Source organism: Pedococcus sp. P2_D9, from assembly GCF_056404275.1.
The window spans coordinates 465,482-487,210 of sequence record NZ_JBFUEI010000004.1 but is presented as its reverse complement, the minus strand read 5'-3'; the positions used below and the strand labels follow the sequence as shown (position 1 = coordinate 487,210).

Annotated in this window: 25 protein-coding genes and 2 tRNA genes; 18 read left to right on the top strand and 9 right to left on the bottom strand. The window is 70.1% G+C overall.

Annotation, left to right across the window (positions count from 1 at the left end; all coding sequences use genetic code 11):
- The first annotated feature begins 83 nt into the window (after positions 1 to 83).
- The 3 genes from gltX (at position 84) to AC1DXJ_RS09670 (ending at position 1,977) form a co-directional block, all read left to right on the top strand.
- Positions 84 to 1,613 (top strand): glutamate--tRNA ligase, encoded by a 1,530-nt coding sequence (gene gltX / locus AC1DXJ_RS09680; protein WP_477615523.1) that lies wholly within the window; start codon positions 84 to 86, stop codon positions 1,611 to 1,613.
- Between the two features lie 109 nt (positions 1,614 to 1,722).
- Positions 1,723 to 1,794: transfer RNA gene (locus tag AC1DXJ_RS09675), tRNA-Gln, on the top strand.
- 107 nt (positions 1,795 to 1,901) lie between these two features.
- Positions 1,902 to 1,977 (top strand) — tRNA-Glu (locus tag AC1DXJ_RS09670).
- Positions 1,978 to 2,057: 80 nt separating this feature from the next.
- Here the strand turns inward: AC1DXJ_RS09670 and AC1DXJ_RS09665 are convergent.
- The gene (locus tag AC1DXJ_RS09665; RefSeq protein WP_056922488.1) at positions 2,058 to 2,801 is read right to left on the bottom strand and encodes an IclR family transcriptional regulator; all 744 of its coding nucleotides are present in this window, start codon (positions 2,799 to 2,801) and stop codon (positions 2,058 to 2,060) included.
- A gap of 156 nt (positions 2,802 to 2,957) precedes the next feature.
- Here AC1DXJ_RS09665 and leuC point away from each other — a divergent pair, with 156 nt between their 5' ends.
- The 4 genes from leuC to murA all read left to right on the top strand — a co-directional run bounded on the left by leuC (position 2,958) and on the right by murA (position 7,520).
- Positions 2,958 to 4,388 (top strand): 3-isopropylmalate dehydratase large subunit, encoded by a 1,431-nt coding sequence (gene leuC, locus AC1DXJ_RS09660; RefSeq protein WP_477615522.1) that lies wholly within the window; start codon positions 2,958 to 2,960, stop codon positions 4,386 to 4,388.
- Positions 4,388 to 4,981, top strand: a complete 594-nt coding sequence (gene leuD / locus AC1DXJ_RS09655; RefSeq protein WP_477636871.1) for a 3-isopropylmalate dehydratase small subunit — start codon at positions 4,388 to 4,390, stop codon at positions 4,979 to 4,981. Before leuC ends, leuD begins: the two co-directional genes overlap by 1 nt.
- A 394-nt stretch (positions 4,982 to 5,375) precedes the next feature.
- On the top strand, positions 5,376 to 6,110 hold the full coding sequence (locus AC1DXJ_RS09650) for an HU family DNA-binding protein (protein ID WP_477615520.1): 735 nt from the start codon (positions 5,376 to 5,378) through the stop codon (positions 6,108 to 6,110).
- A 93-nt stretch (positions 6,111 to 6,203) separates the two neighbouring features.
- Positions 6,204 to 7,520: a UDP-N-acetylglucosamine 1-carboxyvinyltransferase gene (murA, locus tag AC1DXJ_RS09645; protein ID WP_477615519.1), complete on the top strand. Its 1,317-nt coding sequence runs from the start codon at positions 6,204 to 6,206 to the stop codon at positions 7,518 to 7,520.
- A 14-nt stretch (positions 7,521 to 7,534) separates the two neighbouring features.
- Here the strand turns inward: murA and cofC are convergent, their stop codons facing one another.
- A complete protein-coding gene (gene cofC, locus AC1DXJ_RS09640; RefSeq protein WP_477615518.1) occupies positions 7,535 to 8,392 on the bottom strand; it encodes a 2-phospho-L-lactate guanylyltransferase in 858 nt (285 codons plus the stop codon).
- A gap of 96 nt (positions 8,393 to 8,488) precedes the next feature.
- Between cofC and AC1DXJ_RS09635 the strand changes: the two genes are divergently transcribed.
- From AC1DXJ_RS09635 to AC1DXJ_RS09605, 7 genes are all read left to right on the top strand, one after another.
- The gene (locus AC1DXJ_RS09635) at positions 8,489 to 9,250 is read left to right on the top strand and encodes a lysophospholipid acyltransferase family protein (RefSeq protein WP_477615517.1); all 762 of its coding nucleotides are present in this window, start codon (positions 8,489 to 8,491) and stop codon (positions 9,248 to 9,250) included.
- The gene (locus tag AC1DXJ_RS09630) at positions 9,247 to 10,245 is read left to right on the top strand and encodes an NAD(P)H-dependent glycerol-3-phosphate dehydrogenase (RefSeq protein ID WP_477615516.1); all 999 of its coding nucleotides are present in this window, start codon (positions 9,247 to 9,249) and stop codon (positions 10,243 to 10,245) included. Before AC1DXJ_RS09635 ends, AC1DXJ_RS09630 begins: the two co-directional genes overlap by 4 nt.
- Before the next feature lie 215 nt (positions 10,246 to 10,460).
- Positions 10,461 to 10,985 carry an alternate-type signal peptide domain-containing protein gene (locus AC1DXJ_RS09625; protein WP_477615515.1) on the top strand — a complete coding sequence of 175 codons (525 nt, stop codon included), beginning with the start codon at positions 10,461 to 10,463 and terminating at the stop codon, positions 10,983 to 10,985.
- Positions 10,986 to 11,065: 80 nt separating this feature from the next.
- Positions 11,066 to 11,575 (top strand): signal peptidase I, encoded by a 510-nt coding sequence (locus tag AC1DXJ_RS09620; protein ID WP_477615514.1) that lies wholly within the window; start codon positions 11,066 to 11,068, stop codon positions 11,573 to 11,575.
- A complete protein-coding gene (locus tag AC1DXJ_RS09615) occupies positions 11,572 to 12,150 on the top strand; it encodes a TasA family protein (protein ID WP_477615513.1) in 579 nt (192 codons plus the stop codon). Before AC1DXJ_RS09620 ends, AC1DXJ_RS09615 begins: the two co-directional genes overlap by 4 nt.
- 4 nt (positions 12,151 to 12,154) lie before the next feature.
- The gene (locus AC1DXJ_RS09610) at positions 12,155 to 13,129 is read left to right on the top strand and encodes a signal peptidase I (protein WP_477615512.1); all 975 of its coding nucleotides are present in this window, start codon (positions 12,155 to 12,157) and stop codon (positions 13,127 to 13,129) included.
- Between the two features lie 215 nt (positions 13,130 to 13,344).
- Positions 13,345 to 13,536, top strand: a complete 192-nt coding sequence (locus AC1DXJ_RS09605; RefSeq protein ID WP_477615511.1) for a hypothetical protein — start codon at positions 13,345 to 13,347, stop codon at positions 13,534 to 13,536.
- An 82-nt stretch (positions 13,537 to 13,618) separates the two neighbouring features.
- Here AC1DXJ_RS09605 and AC1DXJ_RS09600 read toward each other — a convergent pair whose 3' ends face one another.
- The 3 genes from AC1DXJ_RS09600 to AC1DXJ_RS09590 form a co-directional block, all read right to left on the bottom strand.
- Positions 13,619 to 13,819 carry a hypothetical protein gene (locus tag AC1DXJ_RS09600; protein ID WP_477615510.1) on the bottom strand — a complete coding sequence of 67 codons (201 nt, stop codon included), beginning with the start codon at positions 13,817 to 13,819 and terminating at the stop codon, positions 13,619 to 13,621.
- Positions 13,820 to 13,886: 67 nt separating this feature from the next.
- Positions 13,887 to 14,240: a VOC family protein gene (locus AC1DXJ_RS09595; protein WP_477615509.1), complete on the bottom strand. Its 354-nt coding sequence runs from the start codon at positions 14,238 to 14,240 to the stop codon at positions 13,887 to 13,889.
- Position 14,241: 1 nt separating this feature from the next.
- Complete coding sequence (locus AC1DXJ_RS09590; RefSeq protein WP_477615508.1) at positions 14,242 to 15,318, bottom strand: trans-sulfuration enzyme family protein; 1,077 nt, start codon at positions 15,316 to 15,318, stop codon at positions 14,242 to 14,244.
- Between the two features lie 74 nt (positions 15,319 to 15,392).
- On the opposite strand from AC1DXJ_RS09590, the gene AC1DXJ_RS09585 reads away from it, so the two are divergent.
- Positions 15,393 to 16,523, top strand: coding sequence for a D-alanine--D-alanine ligase family protein (locus AC1DXJ_RS09585; protein WP_477615507.1), 1,131 nt, complete (start codon positions 15,393 to 15,395; stop codon positions 16,521 to 16,523).
- Positions 16,524 to 16,575: 52 nt separating this feature from the next.
- Here AC1DXJ_RS09585 and AC1DXJ_RS09580 read toward each other — a convergent pair whose 3' ends face one another.
- Positions 16,576 to 17,067 carry a hypothetical protein gene (locus AC1DXJ_RS09580; RefSeq protein WP_477615506.1) on the bottom strand — a complete coding sequence of 164 codons (492 nt, stop codon included), beginning with the start codon at positions 17,065 to 17,067 and terminating at the stop codon, positions 16,576 to 16,578.
- A 157-nt stretch (positions 17,068 to 17,224) separates the two neighbouring features.
- Here AC1DXJ_RS09580 and AC1DXJ_RS09575 point away from each other — a divergent pair, with 157 nt between their 5' ends.
- Positions 17,225 to 17,602, top strand: coding sequence for a response regulator transcription factor (locus AC1DXJ_RS09575; protein WP_477615505.1), 378 nt, complete (start codon positions 17,225 to 17,227; stop codon positions 17,600 to 17,602).
- Between the two features lie 13 nt (positions 17,603 to 17,615).
- On the opposite strand, the gene AC1DXJ_RS09570 is transcribed toward AC1DXJ_RS09575, so the two are convergent.
- Together AC1DXJ_RS09570 and AC1DXJ_RS09565 are read right to left on the bottom strand one after the other, a co-directional pair.
- Positions 17,616 to 18,116 (bottom strand): hypothetical protein, encoded by a 501-nt coding sequence (locus AC1DXJ_RS09570; RefSeq protein ID WP_477615504.1) that lies wholly within the window; start codon positions 18,114 to 18,116, stop codon positions 17,616 to 17,618.
- Positions 18,117 to 18,133: 17 nt separating this feature from the next.
- Entirely contained in the window at positions 18,134 to 18,367 is a 234-nt protein-coding gene (locus tag AC1DXJ_RS09565) for an Lrp/AsnC ligand binding domain-containing protein (protein WP_140741828.1), read from the bottom strand.
- 191 nt (positions 18,368 to 18,558) lie between these two features.
- Here AC1DXJ_RS09565 and thiL point away from each other — a divergent pair, with 191 nt between their 5' ends.
- Complete coding sequence (thiL, locus tag AC1DXJ_RS09560; protein WP_477615503.1) at positions 18,559 to 19,524, top strand: thiamine-phosphate kinase; 966 nt, start codon at positions 18,559 to 18,561, stop codon at positions 19,522 to 19,524.
- Between the two features lie 92 nt (positions 19,525 to 19,616).
- Here the strand turns inward: thiL and rpmB are convergent, their stop codons facing one another.
- Positions 19,617 to 19,811 carry a 50S ribosomal protein L28 gene (gene rpmB / locus AC1DXJ_RS09555; protein WP_056922510.1) on the bottom strand — a complete coding sequence of 65 codons (195 nt, stop codon included), beginning with the start codon at positions 19,809 to 19,811 and terminating at the stop codon, positions 19,617 to 19,619.
- Between the two features lie 170 nt (positions 19,812 to 19,981).
- On the opposite strand from rpmB, the gene AC1DXJ_RS09550 reads away from it, so the two are divergent.
- Entirely contained in the window at positions 19,982 to 21,721 is a 1,740-nt protein-coding gene (locus AC1DXJ_RS09550) for a DAK2 domain-containing protein (protein WP_477636870.1), read from the top strand.
- Positions 21,722 to 21,729 lie beyond the last annotated feature (8 nt).

The following is a 21,729-nucleotide window of genomic DNA, read 5'->3' as shown; positions in this document are numbered from 1 at the left end:
GCAGGCCCTGAAGCGAGGTATGCCGCGCAGCTGGCCACGCGGCATACGTCCAGTCCGTGGGTGGTCCCTAGAATCGGGGCACCATGACTGAGAAGCCCTCCACCGCACCCCGCCTCCGCGTCGCGCCGTCACCCACGGGCGACCCGCACGTCGGCACGGCCTACATGTCGCTGTTCAACCTCGCCTTCGCGCGCCAGCAGGGCGGCTCGTTCGTGCTGCGCATCGAGGACACCGACCGGGCCCGGTTCCAGGCCGACAGCGAGCAGCAGGTCTTCGACACGCTGCACTGGCTCGGGCTGCGATGGGATGAGGGCCCGGACGTGGGTGGGCCGTTTGCGCCGTACCGCCAGAGCGAGCGGCTGGACACCTACCGTCCCTACGTCGAGCGACTGCTGGAGGAGGGCAAGGCCTATCACTGCTGGTGCTCGACCGAGCGACTGACGCAGATGCGCGAGATGCAGCAGAAGCTCAAGCAGCCGACCGGCTACGACCGGCTGTGCGTCGGCAAGACCCGGGAAGAGCGCGCCGAACTGCCTGGTTTCTCGCAGACCCCCGTCGTCCGCATGCTCATCCCCGAGGACGCCCCGCTGCAGTTCGACGACCTCATCCGCGGCCGCGTCTCGGCGCCCCGCCCGGACGACCAGGTCATCCTCAAGGCAGACGGGTTCCCGACCTACCACCTTGCCGTCGTGGTGGACGACCACGAGATGGGGATCACCCACGTCGTGCGCGGCGAGGAGTGGATCTCGAGCACTCCCAAGCACATCCTGCTCTACCAGTGGCTGGGGCTGGAGCCGCCGGCGTTCGCCCACATGCCGCTGCTGCGCAACACGGACAAGTCCAAGATCTCCAAGCGCAAGAACCCGGCCGCCAGGCTGACCTGGTTCAAGGAGCAGGGCTACCTGCCTGAGGCTCTGGTGAACTTCCTTGCGCTGCTTGCCTATCCACCCGCCATCGGCGCGGACGGCAGTGACGTGGAAGTCTTCACGTTCGAGGAGTTCAGCGCCGACTTCGACTGGGGCAAGGTCAACCCGGTCGGGCCGATCTTCGACCTCAAGAAGCTCGAGTGGCTCAACGGTGTCTACATCCGCGAGCTGGGAACCGGTCAGCTCGCCTCCCGGCTGCTGCCCTACCTCGAGCGTGACGGCGTCCTGTCGGGCAACCCGAGCCTGGGCGAGCTCGCCCGACTGGAGAAGGTCACCGAGCTGATCCAGACCAGGATGGCGCTGCTGTCCGAGGCGAGCGCGCTGGTGGCGCCGTTCTACACCGCCGACGACGCCTTGGAGATCGCCGAGGACGCGCGCGCCCAGCTCAAGGACGACTCGCGTGAGGTGCTCGGGGCGGCGATCAAGGCCATCGAGGACCTCGACGACAGTCGTTCGGGCGTGCTCGGCTCCGAGAGCGGCTGGAAGGCCGCGGTGATCGAGGCGGCACTGCGGTCGGCGATCGTCGAGGGGATGGGCATCAAGCCCAAGTTCGCCTTCGGCCCGCTGCGCACCGCCGTGTCCGGGCAGCGGATCAGCCCGCCGTTGTTCGAGTCGATGGAGATCCTCGGCAAGACCTCGACCCTGGCGCGACTGCACCGGCTGCACGACGAGCTCGCCTCTTCCTGACAAACCCCGGCGAGGGAGCCGATTTGGGAACGCACCCGACGGGCCGGTAGTATCGCGTCTCGGTTCACTCCCATGAAGGCCTTCGGGCGCGCTGGAAGTGATACCCCCTTGGGGTATGGTGTAATTGGCAACACTACGGTTTCTGGTACCGTCATTCTAGGTTCGAGTCCTGGTACCCCAGCTCAGGCGCAAGCCCTTGTGGCACACGCCGATTCGGAGAAATCCACTGCCTGCCGGTATGGTTCTCTCCGCTGCCCGCCGCGCAACTGCGTGCGGGCAACACGCTAGGGCCCCGTTGTGTAGCGGCCTAGCACGCCGCCCTCTCAAGGCGGTAGCGCGGGTTCGAATCCCGTCGGGGCTACCAGCAGAAGCCTCCGTCCACGGACGGGGGCTTCTCCCATGTCCGGCTCCGTCCCGGGCGACCGGGGCCCCGTGCTGCGGAGGTCAGGCGTGGTTCTGCTGCTGCTGCTGCGCGTGGTGCCGCGCGAGCACCTCGGTGAGCTTGTTGGCACCGGCGATCACCGTGGCCGCGTGCAGGCGCCCGGGCTGGCGCGACAGCCGCTCGATCGGACCTGAGATGGAGACGGCGGCGACGACGCGACCGGAGGGGCCACGGACGGGCGCGGACACGGACGCGACGCCGGCCTCGCGCTCGCCGACGCTCTGGGCCCAACCGCGGCGACGGACGCCGGAGAGGGTCGTCGCGGTGAACTTCGCGCCGTGCAGCCCGCGGTGCAGCCGGTCGGGCTCCTCCCAGGCGAGCAGCACCTGGGCGGCGGACCCGGCGAGCATCGACAGGGTCGCGCCGATCGGGATCGAGTCCCGCAGGCCGACCGGACGCTCGGCTGCCGACACGCAGATGCGGTGGTCGCCCTGGCGGCGGAAGAGCTGGGCGCTCTCGTTGGTGTGGTCGCGCAGGGCTCCGAGCACTGGGCCCGCGGCGGCGAGCAGACGGTCCTCACCAGCGGCAGCGGCGAGCTCGGCAAGCCGGGGACCCAGCACGAACCGACCCTGCAGGTCACGCGTGACCAGGCGGTGGTGCTCGAGTGCCACGGCAAGCCGGTGGGCGGTGGGGCGAGCCAGGCCGGTCGCGGTGACGAGCTGGGCGAGGGTCGACGGCCCGGCCTCGAGGGCGCCCAGGACGATGGCTGCCTTGTCGAGAACGCCGACTCCACTGGTTGTGTCCATGGCTTGATATTGACGTCTCATTCGCTGAGACGCAAATCCGTGGGCGTGTCCTGCGTGCGAACCTCGGATGGCAGCACGGCGCCGTGCTCACGAAGGACGCGGCGACGCCCTGCCCACGACGTGACGAAGGCCGTATTCGAAAAGAAGGGTGAAGACGTGTCAGGAACGCTGGCCGAGAAGGTCTGGGATGCGCATGTTGTCCGGCGCGCCGAGGGCGAGCCGGACCTGCTCTACATCGATCTCCACCTCATCCACGAAGTCACCTCGCCGCAAGCCTTCGACGGCCTGAGACTGGCCGGTCGCACGGTCCGCCGCCCCGACCTGACCCTGGCCACCGAGGACCACAACGTCCCGACGACACCCGGCCCGATCACCGACCTGGTGAGCAAGACCCAGGTCGACACGCTGCGGCGCAACTGCGAGGAGTTTGGCGTCCGGCTCTTCCCGATGGGCCACGCAGAGCAGGGAATCGTCCACGTCGTCGGCCCCCAGCGCGGCCTGACCCAGCCGGGCATGACCATCGTCTGTGGCGACTCGCACACCTCGACCCACGGCGCGTTCGGTGCCCTGGCCTTCGGCATCGGCACCTCCGAGGTCGAGCACGTGCTGGCCACCCAGACCTTGCCCCTCAAGCCGTTCCGCACCATGGCGGTCAACGTCGAGGGTGAGCTCCAGCCCGGAGTGACCGCCAAGGACATCACCCTTGCCGTGATCGCCAAGATCGGCACCGGCGGCGGCCAGGGCTACGTCCTGGAGTACCGCGGGAGCGCCATCCGTGCGTTGTCGATGGAAGCCCGGATGACGGTCTGCAACATGTCGATCGAGGCTGGTGCCCGCGCGGGCATGATCGCCCCCGACCAGACCACGTTCGACTACCTCCAGGGGCGCGAGCACGCGCCGACCGGCGCTGACTGGGACGCCGCCGTCGCCGACTGGAGCACCCTGCGCAGCGACGACGACGCGATCTTCGACGCCGAGGTCGACCTCGACGCCAACACGCTCACGCCGTTCGTCACCTGGGGCACCAACCCCGGCCAGGGACTGCCCCTCGGCGAGTCCGTGCCCGACCCGGAGACGATGGGCGACGACAACGAGAAGGCGGCAGCCCAGCACGCCCTCGACTACATGGGCCTGACCGCCGGCACCCCGCTGCGCGAGATCCGCGTCGACACCGTCTTCGTCGGCTCCTGCACCAACGGCCGGATCGAGGACCTGCGGGCCGCCGCCGAGGTGGTCAAGGGGCACAAGGTCGCCGACGGAGTCCGGATGCTCGTCGTCCCCGGTTCGGCGCGGGTGCGCCTCCAGGCCGAGGAGGAGGGCCTCGACAAGGTGTTCACCGCTGCGGGAGCCGAGTGGCGTCTCCCCGGCTGCTCCATGTGCCTGGGCATGAACCCCGACCAGCTCGCCCCCGGGGAGCGCAGCGCCTCCACGTCCAACCGCAACTTCGAGGGCCGGCAGGGCAAGGGTGGTCGCACCCACCTGGTCAGCCCGCTCGTCGCCGCGGCCACCGCGCTGCGCGGCACCCTGTCCAGCCCGGCGGATCTCGTCGACCTCGTCGATGCCGGCACCTTCGAGGGGAGCAAGTGATGGACGCCTTCACGACCCACACCGGCATCGGGGTCCCACTGCGCCGCAGCAACGTCGACACCGACCAGATCATCCCGGCCGTCTACCTCAAGCGGGTGACGCGCACCGGTTTCGAGGACGGCCTGTTCGCCGCCTGGCGCAAGGACGAGACGTTCATCCTCAACAACCCGTCGTATGCCGCGGGGTCGGTCCTCGTGGCCGGCTCCGACTTCGGGACGGGATCGTCTCGCGAGCACGCCGTGTGGGCGTTGATGAACTACGGCTTCCGCGTGGTCCTGTCCTCGCGGTACGCTGACATCTTCCGGGGCAACAGCGGCAAGCAGGGCCTGCTGACCGCCCAGGTCGCCCAGGACGACATCGAGCTGATCTGGAAGTACCTCGAGAACGAACCCGGCGCATCGGTGACCGTCGACCTCGTCTCGCGCACCGTCACCGCCGGAGACATCGTCGCGCCCTTCGAGGTCGACGACTACACCCGCTGGCGGCTGCTCGAAGGGCTCGACGACATCAGCCTCACCCTGCGCCACGAGCAGGACGTGACGGACTTCGAGGCCCGCCGACCGGCATACAAGCCGTCCACGACCGTGGCCTGACGCGCGCGGCGCGCCGAGAGGGCGCAATTTCCCCGAAGTCGCAGGCCGAGGCAGGCGAAGACGGCCCCCGATGCTCCGCGTCGGGGGCCGTTCCGGTCCCCGTGCGGTGTCCTGCAGGTCTTCAGGGGCGCGAATTGCGTTGTTGCGCAACGGGATTGGCGCCAACGGGAATCTCCCCCCCTCGAAACCAGCCACCAGCCCGGGTGGGGGTCCGCGTCCTCCGTGCGGCCCGGCTGAGCGCCGCAATCCGTTGCGACACAACAGATCGGGCGCTCGGGATGGTGGACTCGCACGCACAACCGCCCTAACGTCAGACGCAAGTCGGGCATTGGCTCGGCGGCTCACCTCGTCGGGCTAAGGGGTCCGGCGTCACCAACCCTGTGGAGGGGAAGACGTGAACAAGGCAGAACTGATCAAGGAGCTGGAGAGTCGCTTGGGCAGCCGCAAGGCAGCCAGCGATGCACTGACGGCCGTCGTGGACGTGATCATCCGCGAAGTGGCCAAGGGCGGCAGCGTTGCCATCACCGGCTTCGGAACGTTCGAACAGGCCGCCCGGGCCGCGCGCACCGGCCGCAACCCCCGCACCGGTGCAAGCGTGAAGATCAAGAAGACCGTGGTGCCCAAGTTCCGGGCGGGCTCGGCGTTCAAGGATGTCGTGAAGAACCCGCGCTCCCTGCCCAAGGCCGCTGTCGCCGGGGCTCGCGCCGCCGCAGGCACCGCGACCAAGGCCGCGGTGAGCACCGCCAAGAAGGCAGCGCCGGCCACGAAGGCAGCTCCCGCCAAGAAGGCGGCTCCGGCGAAGAAGGCGGCACCGGCGAAGAAGGCTGTCGTCAAGAAGGCCGCTCCGGCCAAGAAGGCGGCTCCCGCCAAGAAGGCTGTCGTCAAGAAGGCCGCTCCGGCCAAGAAGGCGGCACCGGCGAAGAAGGCTGTCGTCAAGAAGGCCGCTCCGGCCAAGAAGGCGGCACCGGCCAAGAAGGCTGTCGTCAAGAAGGCCGCTCCGGCCAAGAAGGCGGCACCCGCCAAGAAGGCTGTCGTCAAGAAGGCCGCCCCGGCCAAGAAGGCGGCACCGGCGAAGAAGGCGGCACCCGCCAAGAAGGCTGCGACCAAGCGCGCGGCCAAGAAGGCCTAGTTCGACGCGGGGCACCAGCCCCACGAGCCGCACGACAGAGGCCGGCACCCCCTCGGGGTGTCGGCCTCCGTCGAGTGCCGCGATACTTGCCCCATGGCAAACATCCTCACCGTGAATGGCGGCGTACCGCTGGTCGGAGACCTCGAGGTCAGGGGTGCCAAGAACCTGGTCTCGAAAGCCATGGTGGCCGCACTCCTCGCTGAGGGACCGTGCCGGCTCCGCGGGGTTCCCGAGATCTCCGACGTCAAGATCGTCTCCGGCCTGCTGGAGCTGCACGGCGTCAAGATCGACTCCACCGACCGGGACGGTGAGCTGCTGCTCGACCCCACCAACGTCGAGCAGGCCCACGTCGCCGACATCGACGCGCACGCCGGGTCCTCACGCGTGCCGGTGCTGCTGTGCGGCCCGCTGCTGCACCGGCTGGGGGAGGCCTTCATCCCCGACCTCGGTGGCTGCCGCATCGGTGAGCGCCCGATCAACTACCACCTCGACGTGCTGCGCCAGTTCGGTGCCGACGTCCAGAAGCGACCCGAGGGGCTGCGTCTGACCGCCCCGAACGGGCTCAAGGGCACTCGCATCAAGCTGCCGTACCCGTCGGTCGGCACCACCGAGCAGGTGCTGCTGACCGCGGTGCGAGCCCAAGGTGTCACCGAGCTGCGCAACGCCGCAGTCGAGCCCGAGATCCTCGACCTCATCGCCGTGCTGCAGAAGATGGGCGCGATCATCAGCGTCGAGACCGACCGCGTCATCAAGATCGACGGCGTCGACCGGCTCGGAGGCTACGACCACCTGGCCATCCCGGACCGCATCGAGGCCGGCTCCTGGGCGTGTGCGGCTCTGGCGACCAAGGGCGACATCTACGTCCGTGGCGCCCAGCAGCAGGCGATGATGCCCTTCCTCAACGTCTTCCGGAAGATCGGTGGCGACTTCGACATCGACGACGAGGGCATCCGCTTCTGGCACGCCGGTGGGACCCTCAACTCCCTGGTCCTCGAGACCGACGTCCACCCGGGTTTCATGACCGACTGGCAGCAGCCGCTGGTCGTCGCCCTGACCCAGACCAGCGGGCTGTCGATCGTCCACGAGACGGTCTACGAGAACCGCCTGGGCTTCACGGAGGCACTGGGGGAGATGGGTGCGGTCGTCCAGCTCTACAAGGAGTGCCTCGGTGGCTCGCCGTGCCGCTTCGGGCGCGCCAACTTCCGCCACAGTGCGGTGATCTCGGGACCCACGCCGTTGCGCGGTGCCGAGATCACGGTCCCCGACCTGCGAGGTGGCTTCAGCTACCTCATCGCGGCCCTGGCCGCCGAGGGCCAGTCCAAGGTGCACGGGATCGAGCTGATCTACCGCGGCTACGAGCGGTTCTCCGACAAGCTCGACTCGTTGGGTGCGGACTACGAGGTCGGCTGAGCGCGCGGCTGAGTTCAGCCGATCCGCTGGTCGTCGCCGATCCCAACGATCCACAGTCTGCTGATCTCGGTGCTGGCACCGAGATCCAGGCTGAGGCGCTGGCCCACACGCAGGTGCCGCAGCGCGCTGGCGGCGAACACCTCACCGGTGAAGGTCACCTCGCGTCCGTCGTCCAACAGCGCGGATCCCGCACCGGTTGCTTCGTCGAAGGTGTGCACGCTCGCCTGCATGGGCGGCAGCGTAGTCGGCGTCGCGCCGAGGATGCGTCGTGTGGCCGGTCCCACCCCGAGCGCCAGCGCCGCCTGAAGTCCCGCGTCGTCGTCGACGTCGGTCCGCAGGCGCGGCAGGTCGAGCTCGAGGAGGTGGTGACCCGCCGCTTGGTGCCGCAGCGCGGAGCCTGGGCCGAACGCCGGCACGAGGTCCGCACCGGTCAGGGCCGTGAGGAGCACAGTGCCCCCACCCGCCGCATCGGGCACGACCGCCCGAGGGTATGCCGCTGCGGCGCCCAGTGCCGCTGTCAGGTCCCCTTGGCGGAGCGCGGGCAGGTCGCCCAGCAGCACAGCAACAGGGGTGTCGGCTCCCGCGGTCACGACGACGTCCCGCCCTGCTGCCGCAGCCACGTTGAGCCCGCCCCCGGGGTCGGCGGTGACGCGTGCCCCCCGGTCAACCGCCATCTCGGCCACGCGCTCGTCCGAGGTCACCACGACGACCCGACCGGGCGGCATACCGGCGCAGCAGGCGGTGAGGCAGTCGGTGGCGAGGGCGAGCGCGAGCGCCTCGCGGTCGACGCCCGCCGGGGGGTGCAGCCGTGACTTCGCGGTCGCGCCGCCCTTGACGGGGACGACGAGGTGCCAGTCGGGAAAGGAGGTCATCGGGACGATCGTCGCAGTGCTGGCGCGGTTGCTCGACACCGACCCCGGGAGCCGCGAGGATGCTCACTCACACGTTCCCGTCGATCTGGAGACCTGGTGACCGCCAGCGGCACACGCGCTCTGCCCTTCGCCTACCGCTTCACCGTGGCAGTCCTGCGTCCGCTGCTGATGCTCCTGACCAAGCGCGACTGGCAGGGCATGGAGCACCTGCCGACCACCGGCGGGTTCGTCGCCGCACCCAACCACCTCTCGTACTTCGACCCCCTGGCGTTCGCCCACTACCTGGTCGACAACGACCACCCGCCGTACTTCCTCGGCAAGGAGGGTGTCTTCCGGGTCCCGGTCGTGGGGGCGATCCTGCGTGGTGCGCAGCAGATCCCGGTCTACCGCAACACCGGCAAGGCCGCGGACGCCTTCCGCGCCGCCGTCGCGGCGGTCGAGAGCGGCAAGTGCGTTGCGGTCTATCCCGAGGGCACGCTGACCCGCGATCCAGACCTCTGGCCGATGGTCGGCAAGACGGGTGCCGCGCGCATCGCGCTGAGCACGAAGTGCCCCGTCATCCCCGTGGCGCAGTGGGGACCGCAGGACGTCCTCGAGCCCTACGGCAAGCGTCCGAGGCTGCTGCCCCGCAAGACGATGCACCTGCGCGCCGGGCCGCCCGTCGACCTCGGCGACCTCTATGACCAGCCGGTGACCGGGGCCCTCCTGCGCGAGGCGAGCGACCGGATCATGGCTGCCATCACGGCCGAGCTCGAGAAGATCCGCGGCGAGCAGGCCCCTGCCGAGCGGTTCGACTCGCGCAAGCACGGCCTTCCCGAGACCGGGAAGTTCCGCCGACAGCATGGAGAAGACGCATGACGACTGCTGCTGTGTTCGGGACGGGCAGCTGGGGCACTGCGTATGCCGCGATCCTCGCCGATGGTGGGACGACGGTCCGGATGTGGGGTCGCCGGCAGAGCGTGGTCGACCAGATCAATGCCGGCTGCAACGAGGACTACCTCCCCAACCTCGTTCTGCCCTCCTCGGTGTCGGCCACGCACGACCCCGCCGAGGCTGCCGAGGGCGCGGACATCATCGTGCTCGCGGTGCCCTCGCAGACGCTGAGGGCCAACCTTGGCGACTGGGGCTCCGTGCTGGGTGACACCGCGGCCGTCGTCTCGCTCATGAAGGGCGTGGAGCTCGGAACGACCAAGCGGATGAGCGAGGTCATCGCCGAGGCCGGGGGTGTGGCGCACGAGCGCATCGTCGTCGTGTCGGGCCCCAACCTCGCCAAGGAGATCGCCCTGAAGCAGCCCGCAGCCAGTGTGGTCGCCTGCATCGACGAAGCAGTGGCCGGCAGGGTCGCCGAGGCGTCCAACCCGGCCTACTTCCGCCCCTACACCTCGACCGACGTGGTCGGCACCGAGATCAGTGGTGCCGTGAAGAACGTCATCGCCCTCGCGGTCGGCATGGCCGAGGGGCTCGGCATGGGCGACAACTCCAAGGCCTCCATCATCACCCGCGGTCTCGCGGAGACCACCCGCCTCGGCATGGCGCTGGGCGCAGACGTGATGACGTTCGCGGGGCTGGCGGGCGTGGGCGACCTCATCGCGACCTGCATGTCGCCGCTGTCCCGCAACCACACCTTCGGGGTGAACCTCGGCAAGGGCATGAGCGTCGAGGAGGTCATCGCCGTGACCAAGCAGACGGCCGAGGGCGTGAAGTCCTGCGAGTCGATCCTGCAGCTCGCGCAGAAGCACGATGTGCGGGTGCCCATCATCGAGCAGGTCGCCGCGGTCGTGCACGACGGACGACGGGTCGAGGACGTCGTGGGTGCCCTGATGGTGCGGGCGCTCAAGAACGAGACCGACTAGAGGCACGGTCGCAGCGACCGCGTCTCGCACGACCGGAAGGACCGCGTCGGGGTTCGATCCCTGCGTGGCCGAGCTGAGTCGCGGTCGAGTGACCGACGGGTCGGTTCGACGTTCTTGCCCGACTGCGTAACGGTGCGTGCTGCCCCGGGGTCTCTAGGGGGACCACACATCGGATGGGCCGCGGCGGGTACGGCACTCAGTCGGGAAGGACCATCATGAAGAAGTCGACCAAGGGCGCGTACGCCGCCACCGCCGCCGCCGTGCTGTTGCTCGGAGGAGCCGGGACGCTCGCCTACTGGAACGACACGACGACCGTGGCGGGCGGCGAGATCGAAAGTGGCGTGCTGTGGCTCGGGAACCCGGACTGTGGCCAGGGCTGGACGCTCGACGGTGGGGACGTGTTCACCACCCAGCTGCTCGTCCCCGGCGACACCCTGACCAAGGTCTGCACGATCGACCTCGTGGCCGAGGGCGAGCACCTCGGCGCCGACCTCGCCCTGGACACCCCTGCGTGGGAGGCGACGAACCCCCTGACGAACCAGCTGACGGCGTCGGCAACCTTCAGGGTCAACGCCGCGGCCAAGACCCACATCACCTCGGCCGACGACACCGGTGTCGACGAGGTCGAGGCGACGGTCAGCGTGGTGTTCGCCGGACCTGCTGCGACGAACGCGAGCCAGGGCCTGCTGGCGACGCTGGACGAGATCAACCTCGTGGCGACCCAGACCCACGACGGCTGACGGCTGACAGGGCGGTCGCGGACATGGTCCTCCGGTCGAACCCCACCCGCGCACGACGTGCGACGCGGTGGTTGGGGCAGGTGCTGGCCTGGGTGATGATCGGCGGAGTCGCCGGGGTCCTGGCCGTGGCTGTCATCGTCCCGCGCGCGTTCGGTGCCACCCCCTATGCGGTGCTGACGAGCTCGATGCGGCCCTCGCTGCCGGAGGGCACCCTCGCCGTGGTCCGGCCGACGTCGATCGGCATCGGGTCGGTCATCACCTACCAGCTCCGGTCGGGCCAGCCCGCCGTCGTGACCCACCGTGTCGTCGCCCAGGGAGTCGATGGCGCGGGGTCGCCGATCTTCCGGACGCGGGGCGACGCCAACGACGTCGCGGACACGGGATGGGTCAAGCCGGTGCAGGTCAAGGGCAAGGTCTGGTATGCCGTCCCCCACCTCGGGCGGGTCAATGCCGCCTTGAGCGGGCGGGAGCACCGGCTGCTCGTCCACCTCGTGGCAATCGTGTTGCTGGGGTACGCCGCCCACAGGTTCACGGGGGCCCTGCGAGACCGGAGTCGGGCCGCACTGCAACGGGAGGGAAGCCATCCATGACTCGTCCACGCCACCTGGGGTCCACCCGGGTCAGGGCAGCTCTCGCGCTGGGAGCCGTCCTGGCCGCAGGGGTGAGTGGGACCTATGCCCTGTGGTCCGACACCGTGCCGGTCACGGGGGTGACGATCTCGTCAGGGGTCCTGGACCTCAAGGTCAACACCCTCGACTCCGTCCCGGCCTACACCGACCTCAACCTGACCGGGATGGTGCCGGGCAACACTGTGGCGGGCATCCTCACCGTCCGCAACGCCGGAACCATCCCCTTGACGTACTACGCGACCGCAGCCGCCACCAACGCCGACGGCAAGGGCCTCGGTGCCGCCCTCGTCGTCAAGGTCACCGCTGACTCCGCCGTGACCGGGACGGCTCCGGCACGGACCTGTGCCGGAGCCTCCCTCCCGACGACGGGCACCGCGTTTGCCGGGAACCTGGTCGGCGTCCCGGCGACCCAGCGGGCACTGGCCGTGGGGGCGTCCGAGACGCTGTGCATCCAGGCGACCTTGCCGGCCACCGCGGTGAGCACCCTGCAGGGCGCGACGACCAACGTCACGTTGGCCTTCAACGCGAGCCAGTGAGCCCATGACTCCTCGTCGAGCACTCCACCGGGTGGGCCACCTGGCCCTGTCCCTGGGTGCTGCCATCGGGGTGCTGTGCCTGGTCATGACGGTGGCCGGCGTGGCCTTCGGGGTCCGGCCGGTGATCTTCCTCTCCGGTTCGATGTCTCCCACGATCCCGGCCGGAAGCCTCGCCGTGGCCCGCCCCGTGCCAGCCGCAGACCTGCGCGCCGGTGACGTCGTCGCCGTGCGGGCTGGCGACGCACAGGTCACCCACCGCATCGTCGCCATCACCCACCACGACAGGTCGGCAACCCTGCGGCTGCGCGGAGACGCGAACGCCAGGGCCGACGACCAGACCTACGAGGTCGAGGCGGCGCCGCGAGTCCTCCTGTCGGTGCCCCGGGCCGGTGTGCTCCTCGCGTGGCTCTCGCGGACCCCTGGCGTCTTCGTGCTGGCGGGGTATGCCGGCCTCCTCCTTGCGCTCGTCCTGCGAGGAGCGGCCCCGCTGTCGTCGGGGAGTGGGCCCGAGCGTGTCCAGGAGGCCGAGAGGTCGTCGCCCGGTCCCAGGAAGAGGATCCCGCGCCACTCGGCACGGACCTCGCTCCGGGCAGTCGCTGCGGCAGCCGTCCTGGGGTCGGGGACCTTCTCGGCGGCCCCCGCGCGAGCCGCCTGGACTGACCCGGTGGCCGTCTCCGGCAGCACCGTGGGGACCTACACGGTCCCGGCGCCCGCCACGTTCACCTGCGGCGGGTTGGGGGTTCTCTCGGTGACCTTCAACTGGACCGCCGTCGCCGGCGCGACGAACTACACCCTGCACTACGGCGCCGGTGGCGGCCAGACGAAGGCCGTCACAGGGACCTCCACGACCGTCGTCGCAGCGATCTCCGGCGGCACCGCGTGGCTCCAGGCCAACCGGAACTTCGGCGCCACCACGTGGACCTCCGCCGCGTCGGCGACTCGCACCTACACCGTGGCAGCCGTCAGCCTCTGCAGCTGACCGAACGACAGGATGAGCCGATGACGGGACGAGAGCGGGGAGCCCAGCCCCTGATGGGCGCTTTGTCGGTGGCGGAGTCACTTCTGTCGCGCACACGCGTCTCCATAAGTGCCCGGGGCCTCACCGATGCCCAGGGCAGGGATCCCAGCGCTGGCTGGTCGCTGTCGGTGTCGGCGCTGGGATCCCGTCCTCACACTCCAGGCAAGGGATGGCTGATGCCCCGAAGTCAACACCTCGTCGCCGAGCGGGTGGTCACGAGCTACGGCGCCCACAGACATGCCGCGCCGATCGACGGCGCCCGGTCTCCGGGCACCCCGAGCTCGACGTCCGCCCCCACCGGCCCGCAGCAACACGTCTGGACCTGGAGGCCCACCCCGGACACTGGCGGCAGCCTCGACCGGGCCTAGACAGCCGACAGGGCACGAGGCTGGCAGTTGCCAGCCCCGTGCCTTGGGTGTTTGCCCTGAGACGTCTGCTCAGCCGGACCGGTCAGCCGCCGTACGAGATGACCGATGCAGGGTCCAGCACGTCGGCGGGGCCAAGCAGGGTCGCTCCTTGGTCGTCCGGCTGCTGTACGTGCAGCACTGTGGCGACCGCCGAGGTCGCCGCTCCGGCGCCGAGGGCGGCGCACAGCAGAGTGATGATGATGGCGCCGCGGGTACGACTGCGGCGGTCCTCGTCCTGGGCCATGCGGTGGTTCTCCTTTGGTCGACTACCCAAAGGACGCGCAAACGGCGGACTCATGACGCTGGAACGGTCAGGTGGGCTGCCAGAGCTCGATCCGAGTGCCCTCGGGATCGGTGACCCAGCCGAATCGGCCGACTCCCTCCATCTCCTGCGTCTCCGGCGCCACGTCCGCCCCCTTGCTGCGCAGCTGCTCGAGCATGGCGTCCAGGTCACTGACCCGGAAGTTGAGCATCGCCTGCTGGGTGCTGGACCCGAAGTAGTCGGTCCCGGACTCGAACGCCGCGAAAACGGTCGGCCCGGCCCCTTGCTCCCAGACTCCGGTCTCGTCGACCTCGAGGCCAAGGCAGTCTCGGTACCACGCGAAGAGGGACGCCGGGTCCGAGGACCGCACGAAGTAGCCGCCGATTCCCAGGACGCGTTCCATGTCACCGGTCCGTCAGCGCGCGGTCAAGGTCGTGCCAGAGGTCGTCGACGTCCTCGATGCCGACGGACAGCCGGAGCAGGGCGTCGGGGACGGTCGGCGGCTCAGCGGCATACCGACGGCGCCTCTCGATCTGGGACTCGACACCCCCCAGACTGGTGGCGTGCGTCCACAGGGCGGTGCTGGTGGCAACCCGCTCCGCCGCCTCGGCGCCACCCTGTACCTCGATCGCGATGATCGCGCCGAAACCGGGATAGCGCGTCAGGCTCACTGCGGGATGCCCCTCGAGCCGGGCGGCGAGCTCGCGGGCGTTGGCGGTGGCCCGCTCGAGCCGCACGTGCAGGGTGCGCAGACCGCGCAGCGCCAGCCAGGTCTCCATCGGTCCGGCGATGCCACCACCCAGGAGGCGTGCGGTCGACAGACGGGCGTGCAACCCGCGACCAGCTTCCGTGAGCGGGGTGACGAGGGCGCCGAGGATCACGTCGGAATGGCCGGAGAGGTACTTGGTCACCGAGTGGAGGACGACGTCGACGCCGTCGGCGAGCGGCTGCTGCACCAACGGGGTGGCGAACGTGTTGTCGCAGACGGTCAGCGCGCCCGACTCGCGGGCCATCGCGACCAGGGCCCGGATGTCGGACACCTCGAGCATGGGGTTGGTGGGCGACTCGATCCACAACAGTGCCGCGCCCTCGACGGCGACGCGCACGGCTTCCTGGTCGGTGGGGTCGACCCGCCGGACCACGACGGCACCGGAGTCGGCGAGCTGGTCGAGCAGCGTGGTCGTGCCGTTGTAGGCGTGGGCCGGCACCACGACGGCGCCCCCGTGCGGAACGAGCGAGAGTGCCGCCGACACGGCGGCCATCCCGGAGGCGAAGACGAGGGCATCCCCGCCCTCGAGTCCGCCCAGCGCCTCCTCGAAGGCCGACCACGTCGGGTTCCCGGCGCGCGCGTAGTTCACCGGCCCGTCCGCGATGTAGGTCGACGTGAACTCGAGGGGCGCGTTGACCCCGGCACCCGGCATACGGGACTGGCGTCCCAGGGCGACGACGCGGGACGCGGGGGACAGGTGCTCATGGTTCACGCGGCCAGCGTAGAGGCGCCGCCAGGCGAGCCGCGCGGGGTGCCCGGCGGATGGTCGGGATACGCTCGGCGGCGATGACTACGGACCAGCCAGCGACCCACAAGCCTCGAGTCGCCATCGTCTTCGGTGGCCGCTCGTCGGAGCACGCGGTCTCGTGTGCGACCGCGGCTGGGGTGATGCGGGCGATCGACCGCGACGCCTACGAGGTCATCCCGATCGGCATCTCCCGGGACGGGCACTGGGTGCTCTCCGACGGCGACCCGCAGCTGCTCGAGCTGACCGCCGACAGCACGCCCGAGGTCGCGCCGGGAGGCGCTGGCGTGGTCGTGCCGCTGGCCACGACGGATCGCACGCTCACCACCCTGGAGCCCCAGGAGGTCCCGAGGAGCCTCGGCGAGGTCGACGTCGTCTTTCCGTTGCTGCACGGGCCTTTCGGCGAGGACGGCACCATCCAGGGCATGTTCGAGATGGCCGACATCCGCTACGTCGGGTCCGGCGTCTTCGCGTCCGCCGCGGGGATGGACAAGCACTACATGAAGGTCCTGTTTGCCGGCGCCGGACTCCCGGTCGGCCCGTATGCCGTGATCACCGACTCGCAGTGGCGGCGCGACAAGGCCGCGGCGATGGACGCCGTCGGTGCGTTGGACTACCCCGTCTTCGTGAAGCCGTCGCGGGCCGGCTCGAGCATGGGCATCTCGAAGGTGTCGACACCCGAGGCGCTCGAGGCGGCCATCGAGATCGCCCGCGAGCACGACCGCAAGGTCATCGTCGAGCAGGGCATCGTGGGACGCGAGATCGAGTGCGCGGTGCTCCAGGGACGGGGGACCGACGCGCCGCGGGTCTCACACGTCGGCGAGATCGAGGTGACGACCGCGGGCGGTCACGAGTTCTACGACTTCGAGGCCAAGTACCTCGACGACGGTGCGGTGCTGTCGTGCCCGGCCAACGTGCCCGACTCGGTGTCGGCCGAGGTCCAGCGGCTCGCGGGCGCCGCGTTCGAGGCGCTCGGCTGCGAGGGACTGGCGCGGGTGGACTGCTTCTACACCGACACCGGCGACGTCGTCATCAACGAGATCAACACGATGCCCGGTTTCACGCCGCACTCGATGTATCCCCAGATGTGGGAGGCGACGGGGCTGCCGTACCCGGAGTTGATCGACGAGCTCATCCAGCTCGCCCTGACCCGCCCCGTCGGACTCCGCTGAGCGCTCCGTCACCGCTGGGAGTCCACACGCGACGGGCGCCCATGACGGCTGGCTAGCTGCGGAACCACCGCTTCTTCGTGGGCGGGGCATCGGTCTCGACCGGAGGCTGGGTCTCGAAGTCTGCGCTGCCCTCGAAGCCTTCGGCCCTGCCCTCGAAGTCCTCGGCGCTGCCCTCGACTGCTATCAGGTTCAGGCTGAGGAAGTACCCGGACTCCGGGTCTCCCGTCACGGACTCGAGCTCGACCTGCCCGTCCTCGGCGAGAAAGTGGAACACATCCAGACCGGGGAGACGCAGCTCGGAGATCCACACCGCCTCGAGGAAGCTGGACACCTGACGCTCGGGCGTGCCGGGCCGGTAGCGGACCAGGGCGACCAGAAGACGGTCGGGGTCCTCGGTGGCCTCCACCTCGACGTGAGCGAACATGACGCTCGACACCAGTCGTTGACGAAGCCTGGCTGCAGCGGCGTCGATGAGCGCACCAGATGCCGGCGGCAGGTTGGATGTCAGCGCGGTTCTGAGTCGCAGGAATTCCACGCGGTCCACGATGGTGAGACTGCCCGACGACGATCGATTGGGCAAACCGCCTGGCCTGGCTGGCGGGTCGGCGACTGCTCGCGTGGGCGTGGCCGGCAGTCACCACGCGTACGCTGGCCGAACGGTCGACGGCGGCCGCGAGACGAGCCGCGCGAAGGGACCACCGATGAAGGTTCTCGTTGTGGAAGACGATGTCGACATCCAGGATCTCGTCATCAGCTTGCTGAGTCGCGCCGGCTACGACGTGCTCGCCGAGGGCAACGGTGACGCGGGACTGGCCACTGCCCTGACGCAGCAACCCGACCTGGTGATCCTGGACTGGATGATGCCCGGGCTGAGCGGGGTCGAGGTCTGCCGGGCTCTGCGTGCGGACCCTCGGGCGAAGAACATCCCCGTCCTGCTCCTGACGTCTCGAGCCCAGGAGGCCGACATCGACCAAGCCTTCACCGCAGGAGCCGATGACTACATGGTCAAGCCGTTTCGGGGGCGCGAGCTGGTCAGTCGTGTCCAGTCGCTGACAACCAACGGTGTCGGACGTGTCTGACCCACCCCGGCCGTCACCTGCAGGAGCGGCCGTTGGTGGGCAGCGCCTTGGCAGCTGGTCCGAAGGCAGGGAGCAGCAGGGGCTCGGGTTTGTAGGAGTCCGGCACGAGCACCTCGATCGCCGGCGCGCGTCCGAAGGACGTGAACTTCACGCCGTCCCCGAGCCGCTCGACGACCCAGTAGACGCCGTCGACGTCAAGGCACTCCTTGTCGGTGGCGCCGAGCGCCGGCCAGCCGCACGACGCGATGACGGCGGGGTCGCCCCACGCCCTGGCATCCCTGCCTGCGGGGCCCGTGGTGCGCTGCCCACTGTCCACTGTCCGGGGTTCCTTGCCCGCCACCTTCGCCGGCCACAACGCGGTGGCGGACTCACAGGCTGCGTCGTGCGGGGGAGGGATGACCTCGACCGAGTCGGAACACCCTGACAGCAGACCACCGGCCACCCCGAGGACGAGGAGGCCGGTGGTCGTGGTGCGCAGTGGGCGCGCGGCCGCGTGGCGGGCGCCGGGGCACACAGAGGTCGGTGGGACGCTCAGACGTGGACGACGGTGCAGGTCAGGGTGCGGGTGATGCCCGGCACGTCCTGGATCTTGGCGATGACCAGCTTGCCCAGCTCGTCAACGGTGTTGGCCTCGACACGGGCGATCACGTCGTAGGGCCCGGTCACGTCCTCGGCGAGGACTACACCGGAAATTGCGGCAATGGCCTCGGCAACGGACGCCGCCTTGCCGACTTCGGTCTGGATCAGGATGTAAGCCTGGACCACCACGAGACACCTCACACTTTCTGTTGACAACAGGTTGAGCCTGTTTCCTTGTGCACAGCCTGCTCTTGAGACAGAGCCTGTTTCCACGACCCCGGAGAACCGCATGGCCGGGGGCGCACCTCGGCCACGGCAGACGCTACCGTGCCCGTGTCCCGCCCGTCTCCCCCGGGCCGTCACGAGGAGGTCAAGTCATGGTCACGGCCGCGCTGACGCTGGCGGAGGTGTCCGAGTCGGACCTGCTTCAGCGGATCTTCCCGTTCTTCGAGGCTGGTCCGTCATTGGCGGTCGGCCCCGGTGACGACGCCGCGGTCCTTCGCACCGGTTCGACCACCGTGGCGACCACGGACTCGATGGTCCGCGGCCGCGACTGGCTCGACGAGTGGTCGACGGCGGCTGACGTCGCAACCAAGCTGCTCACCCAGAACCTCGCCGACGTCGCGGCCATGGGCGCGCGGTCCACCGCGATCCTGGTGTCGCTCGTCGCCGACCCGGCGACCCCGCTGGACTGGGTGGTCGAGTTCGCGCGCACCCTCGGGGAAGATGCGGCCGCGCTGGGGGTCGTCGTCGCCGGTGGCGACCTGTCATCGGCGCCGGCCGGCGTGCTCATGGTGTCGGTGACGGCGCTCGGTGACCTGGACGGCCGCGAACCGGTGCTGCGCAGCGGTGCTCGGCCGGGCCATGTCGTCGCGGTCCACGGCACCCTGGGCCGCTCCGCCGCCGGCCTGGCCATGCTCGAGGGGGGCGCCGACCCCCGAGCGGCTGCGGCCGGCATACCCGCGGCCTGCCTGGCTCACCACCTGCGACCCAGGGTCCACGTGATCGCCGGGAGGCAGGCGGCCGAAGCCGGCGCGAGCGCCATGATCGACCTGTCCGACGGCTTGCTGCGCGACGGACACCGCATCGCCCAGGCCAGCGGAGCGCGCCTCGCTCTGTCCCCGGCGGCGCTGCACGACGACCTCGCCGCCGTCGAGCAGGCCGTCGGTGACGCTGCCTGGGAGTGCGTGCTCGCGGGCGGCGAGGAGCACAGCCTCCTGGCAACCTTTCCCGTGGGCGTCCCGGACGGCTGGCGCACCATCGGCGTGGTCGAGGCGGGCGAGGGCGTCACGCTCGACGGCGTGGTGCAGCAGCCGCGCGGCTGGGATCACTTCAGGGGTTGAAGCATGAAATCAGACACTTCAGGGACAGGCATGAAAGGAGCCGACCTCCCGGTGGGGAGATCGGCTCGTTTCGGTATGCCGCARGGGCAGGGTCAGCGCTTGACCTTGCCGGCCTTGAGGCACGAGGTGCAGACATTGAGACGCTTCGGGGTCACGCCCGCGTCGCCCACCAGGGCCTTGACGCGCTGGATGTTGGGGTTCCAGCGACGCTTGGTGCGGCGGTGCGAGTGCGAAATGTTGTGACCGAAGCCCGGTCCCTTGCCGCAGACGTCGCAGTTGGCAGCCACGGGTGTTCTCCTGAAATCGATTGGTACAAGAAATGGGGCGCTCCCGGTGTCTCCTCGCGCGGGCACAGGCCAGCGACGCAGAGGTCCATGGGAACCGGTCAAGCGTAGCCGAGGTGTGGCGCAACGGCCAAAACGGGGCTGACGAGGGCGTCTGCGACTAGCCTGCCACCGTGCTCGAAGCCCTCAGTGCCGTGGACGCGAGGCGATGGGCCGTGCTCACGCGCGCCGCCTTCGCCGCGCGACGGGCCGAGATCGACGCGCTCAACGTCTTTCCCGTCCCCGACGGTGACACGGGCACCAATCTCTACCTCAGCCTCGACGCGGCGCTCGACTCGGTCCGCACCGAGCACGAGAGGGCCGGCATCCTCGGTGCCGCCTCGCTCGAGCAGGAGTGCAGCGCCATGGCGCGCTCCCTGCTGCTGACGGCCCGTGGCAACTCCGGCGTGATCCTCAGCCAGCTGGTCCGCGGTTTCGCCGAGGCCATCGCGGAGAGCGGCAAGGACCTCGCCGATGCCGGGACGATTGCGGATGGACTGGAGCGCGCCAGCCAGCGTGCCTACGCGAGTGTGACCAGGCCGGCCGAGGGGACCATCCTCACCGTCGCTCGGGCGGCAGCAAGCGCGGGTGCGGCCGCCGTCGACCGTGGGCTGGTCGCCGTGGCGGAGGACGCCCTCGACGCTGCCACCGAGGCCCTGAAGGCCACGACCGCCCAGCTGCCCGCCCTGGAGCGCGCGGGCGTCGTCGATGCAGGAGCCGCGGGCTACCTCCTGCTCCTCGAGGCTCTCGCGCGGGTCGTGCACCAGGACGGAACCCACGTCGGAGAGCGGATGGAGGTCTTCGCCGACGACACCATGCACCGCCGAGAGGACTGGAGCCAGGCCGGCGGCGTGGTCGCGCCGATGGGCGCCTCTGGCGGCTCGCCCACGGGCGAGGGCGACCTCGTCCCCGGCGGGCCGGCCTACGAGGTCATGTACCTGCTGCGCGACAGCGACGAGGAGCGGGCGGCGGTGCTGCGCGACACCTTGGACGCGCTCGGTGACTCGCTGCTCGTCGTCGGCGGTCCCGACCTGTGGAACGTCCACGTGCACGTCGACGACGTCGGAGCCGCTGTGGAGGCGGGGATCGAGGCAGGGCGTCCCTACCGCGTCCGGGTGACTCACTTTGCCTCTCAGGGTGATCGTGCCACCCACGGTGATCGTGCAGGTCAGGGTGACCGAGCGGACCAGGTCGGCGGTGCCCACCCCGCGGCCGGTGTTGCCGTCGTCGCCTGTGCGGCGGGTCCGGGGCTGGCGGCGGTGCTCGGGCAGGCGGGGGCCAAGGTCGTCGAGAGCGGGCCGGGCCGGCGTGCGTCAGCAGGACAGCTGCTCGACGCGGCCCGCTCGGTGCATGCGCTCGAGGTGATCGTGCTGCCCAACGACGGCGACACCGTCATGGCGGCCGAGGCCGCGGCGAGTGCGGCCGAGCAGGACGGGATCATGCTGCACGTCGTGCGCTCGCGGACAGCTGTCCAGGGCCTGGCGGCGCTGGCGGTCTTCGACCCGACCGCGAGCGGTTCACGCAACGCCGCCCAGATGAGCCACGCGGCGGCTGCGACCCGCCATGGCGCGGTGGCTGTGGCGAGCAAGCAGGCCCTGACCAGCGCGGGCCCGTGCGAGCCCGGAGACGTCCTGGGTGCTGTCGCGGGAGATGTCGTCATCGTGGGCGCCGACCTCGAGGAGGTCGCCATCGACGTGGTGGCCAGGCTGCTGAGCAGTGGCGGCGAGATCGTCACCGTGATCGGTGGCGCCGACGCGCCACCCGGACTCACCGAGTCGCTCGGCGCCCGCATCGAGCGCGGGCACCGGGACGTCGAGGTCAGCCTGATCGACGGCGGCCAGCCGCACTACCCCTTGTTGCTCGGAGTCGAGTAGGCGTGGTC

Bases quoted from the DNA above. Each gene is read 5' to 3' on its own strand.
- gltX (WP_477615523.1), top strand. From the start codon at position 84: ATGACTGAGAAGCCCTCCACCGCACCCCGCCTCCGCGTCGCGCCGTCA.
- AC1DXJ_RS09665 (WP_056922488.1), bottom strand. From the start codon at position 2,801: ATGGACACAACCAGTGGAGTCGGCGTTCTCGACAAGGCAGCCATCGTC.
- leuD (WP_477636871.1), top strand. From the start codon at position 4,388: ATGGACGCCTTCACGACCCACACCGGCATCGGGGTCCCACTGCGCCGC.
- murA (WP_477615519.1), top strand. From the start codon at position 6,204: ATGGCAAACATCCTCACCGTGAATGGCGGCGTACCGCTGGTCGGAGAC.
- cofC (WP_477615518.1), bottom strand. From the start codon at position 8,392: ATGACCTCCTTTCCCGACTGGCACCTCGTCGTCCCCGTCAAGGGCGGC.
- AC1DXJ_RS09630 (WP_477615516.1), top strand. From the start codon at position 9,247: ATGACGACTGCTGCTGTGTTCGGGACGGGCAGCTGGGGCACTGCGTAT.
- AC1DXJ_RS09625 (WP_477615515.1), top strand. From the start codon at position 10,461: ATGAAGAAGTCGACCAAGGGCGCGTACGCCGCCACCGCCGCCGCCGTG.
- AC1DXJ_RS09615 (WP_477615513.1), top strand. From the start codon at position 11,572: ATGACTCGTCCACGCCACCTGGGGTCCACCCGGGTCAGGGCAGCTCTC.
- AC1DXJ_RS09610 (WP_477615512.1), top strand. From the start codon at position 12,155: ATGACTCCTCGTCGAGCACTCCACCGGGTGGGCCACCTGGCCCTGTCC.
- AC1DXJ_RS09605 (WP_477615511.1), top strand. From the start codon at position 13,345: ATGCCCCGAAGTCAACACCTCGTCGCCGAGCGGGTGGTCACGAGCTAC.
- AC1DXJ_RS09600 (WP_477615510.1), bottom strand. From the start codon at position 13,819: ATGGCCCAGGACGAGGACCGCCGCAGTCGTACCCGCGGCGCCATCATC.
- AC1DXJ_RS09595 (WP_477615509.1), bottom strand. From the start codon at position 14,240: ATGGAACGCGTCCTGGGAATCGGCGGCTACTTCGTGCGGTCCTCGGAC.
- AC1DXJ_RS09585 (WP_477615507.1), top strand. From the start codon at position 15,393: ATGACTACGGACCAGCCAGCGACCCACAAGCCTCGAGTCGCCATCGTC.
- AC1DXJ_RS09575 (WP_477615505.1), top strand. From the start codon at position 17,225: ATGAAGGTTCTCGTTGTGGAAGACGATGTCGACATCCAGGATCTCGTC.
- thiL (WP_477615503.1), top strand. From the start codon at position 18,559: ATGGTCACGGCCGCGCTGACGCTGGCGGAGGTGTCCGAGTCGGACCTG.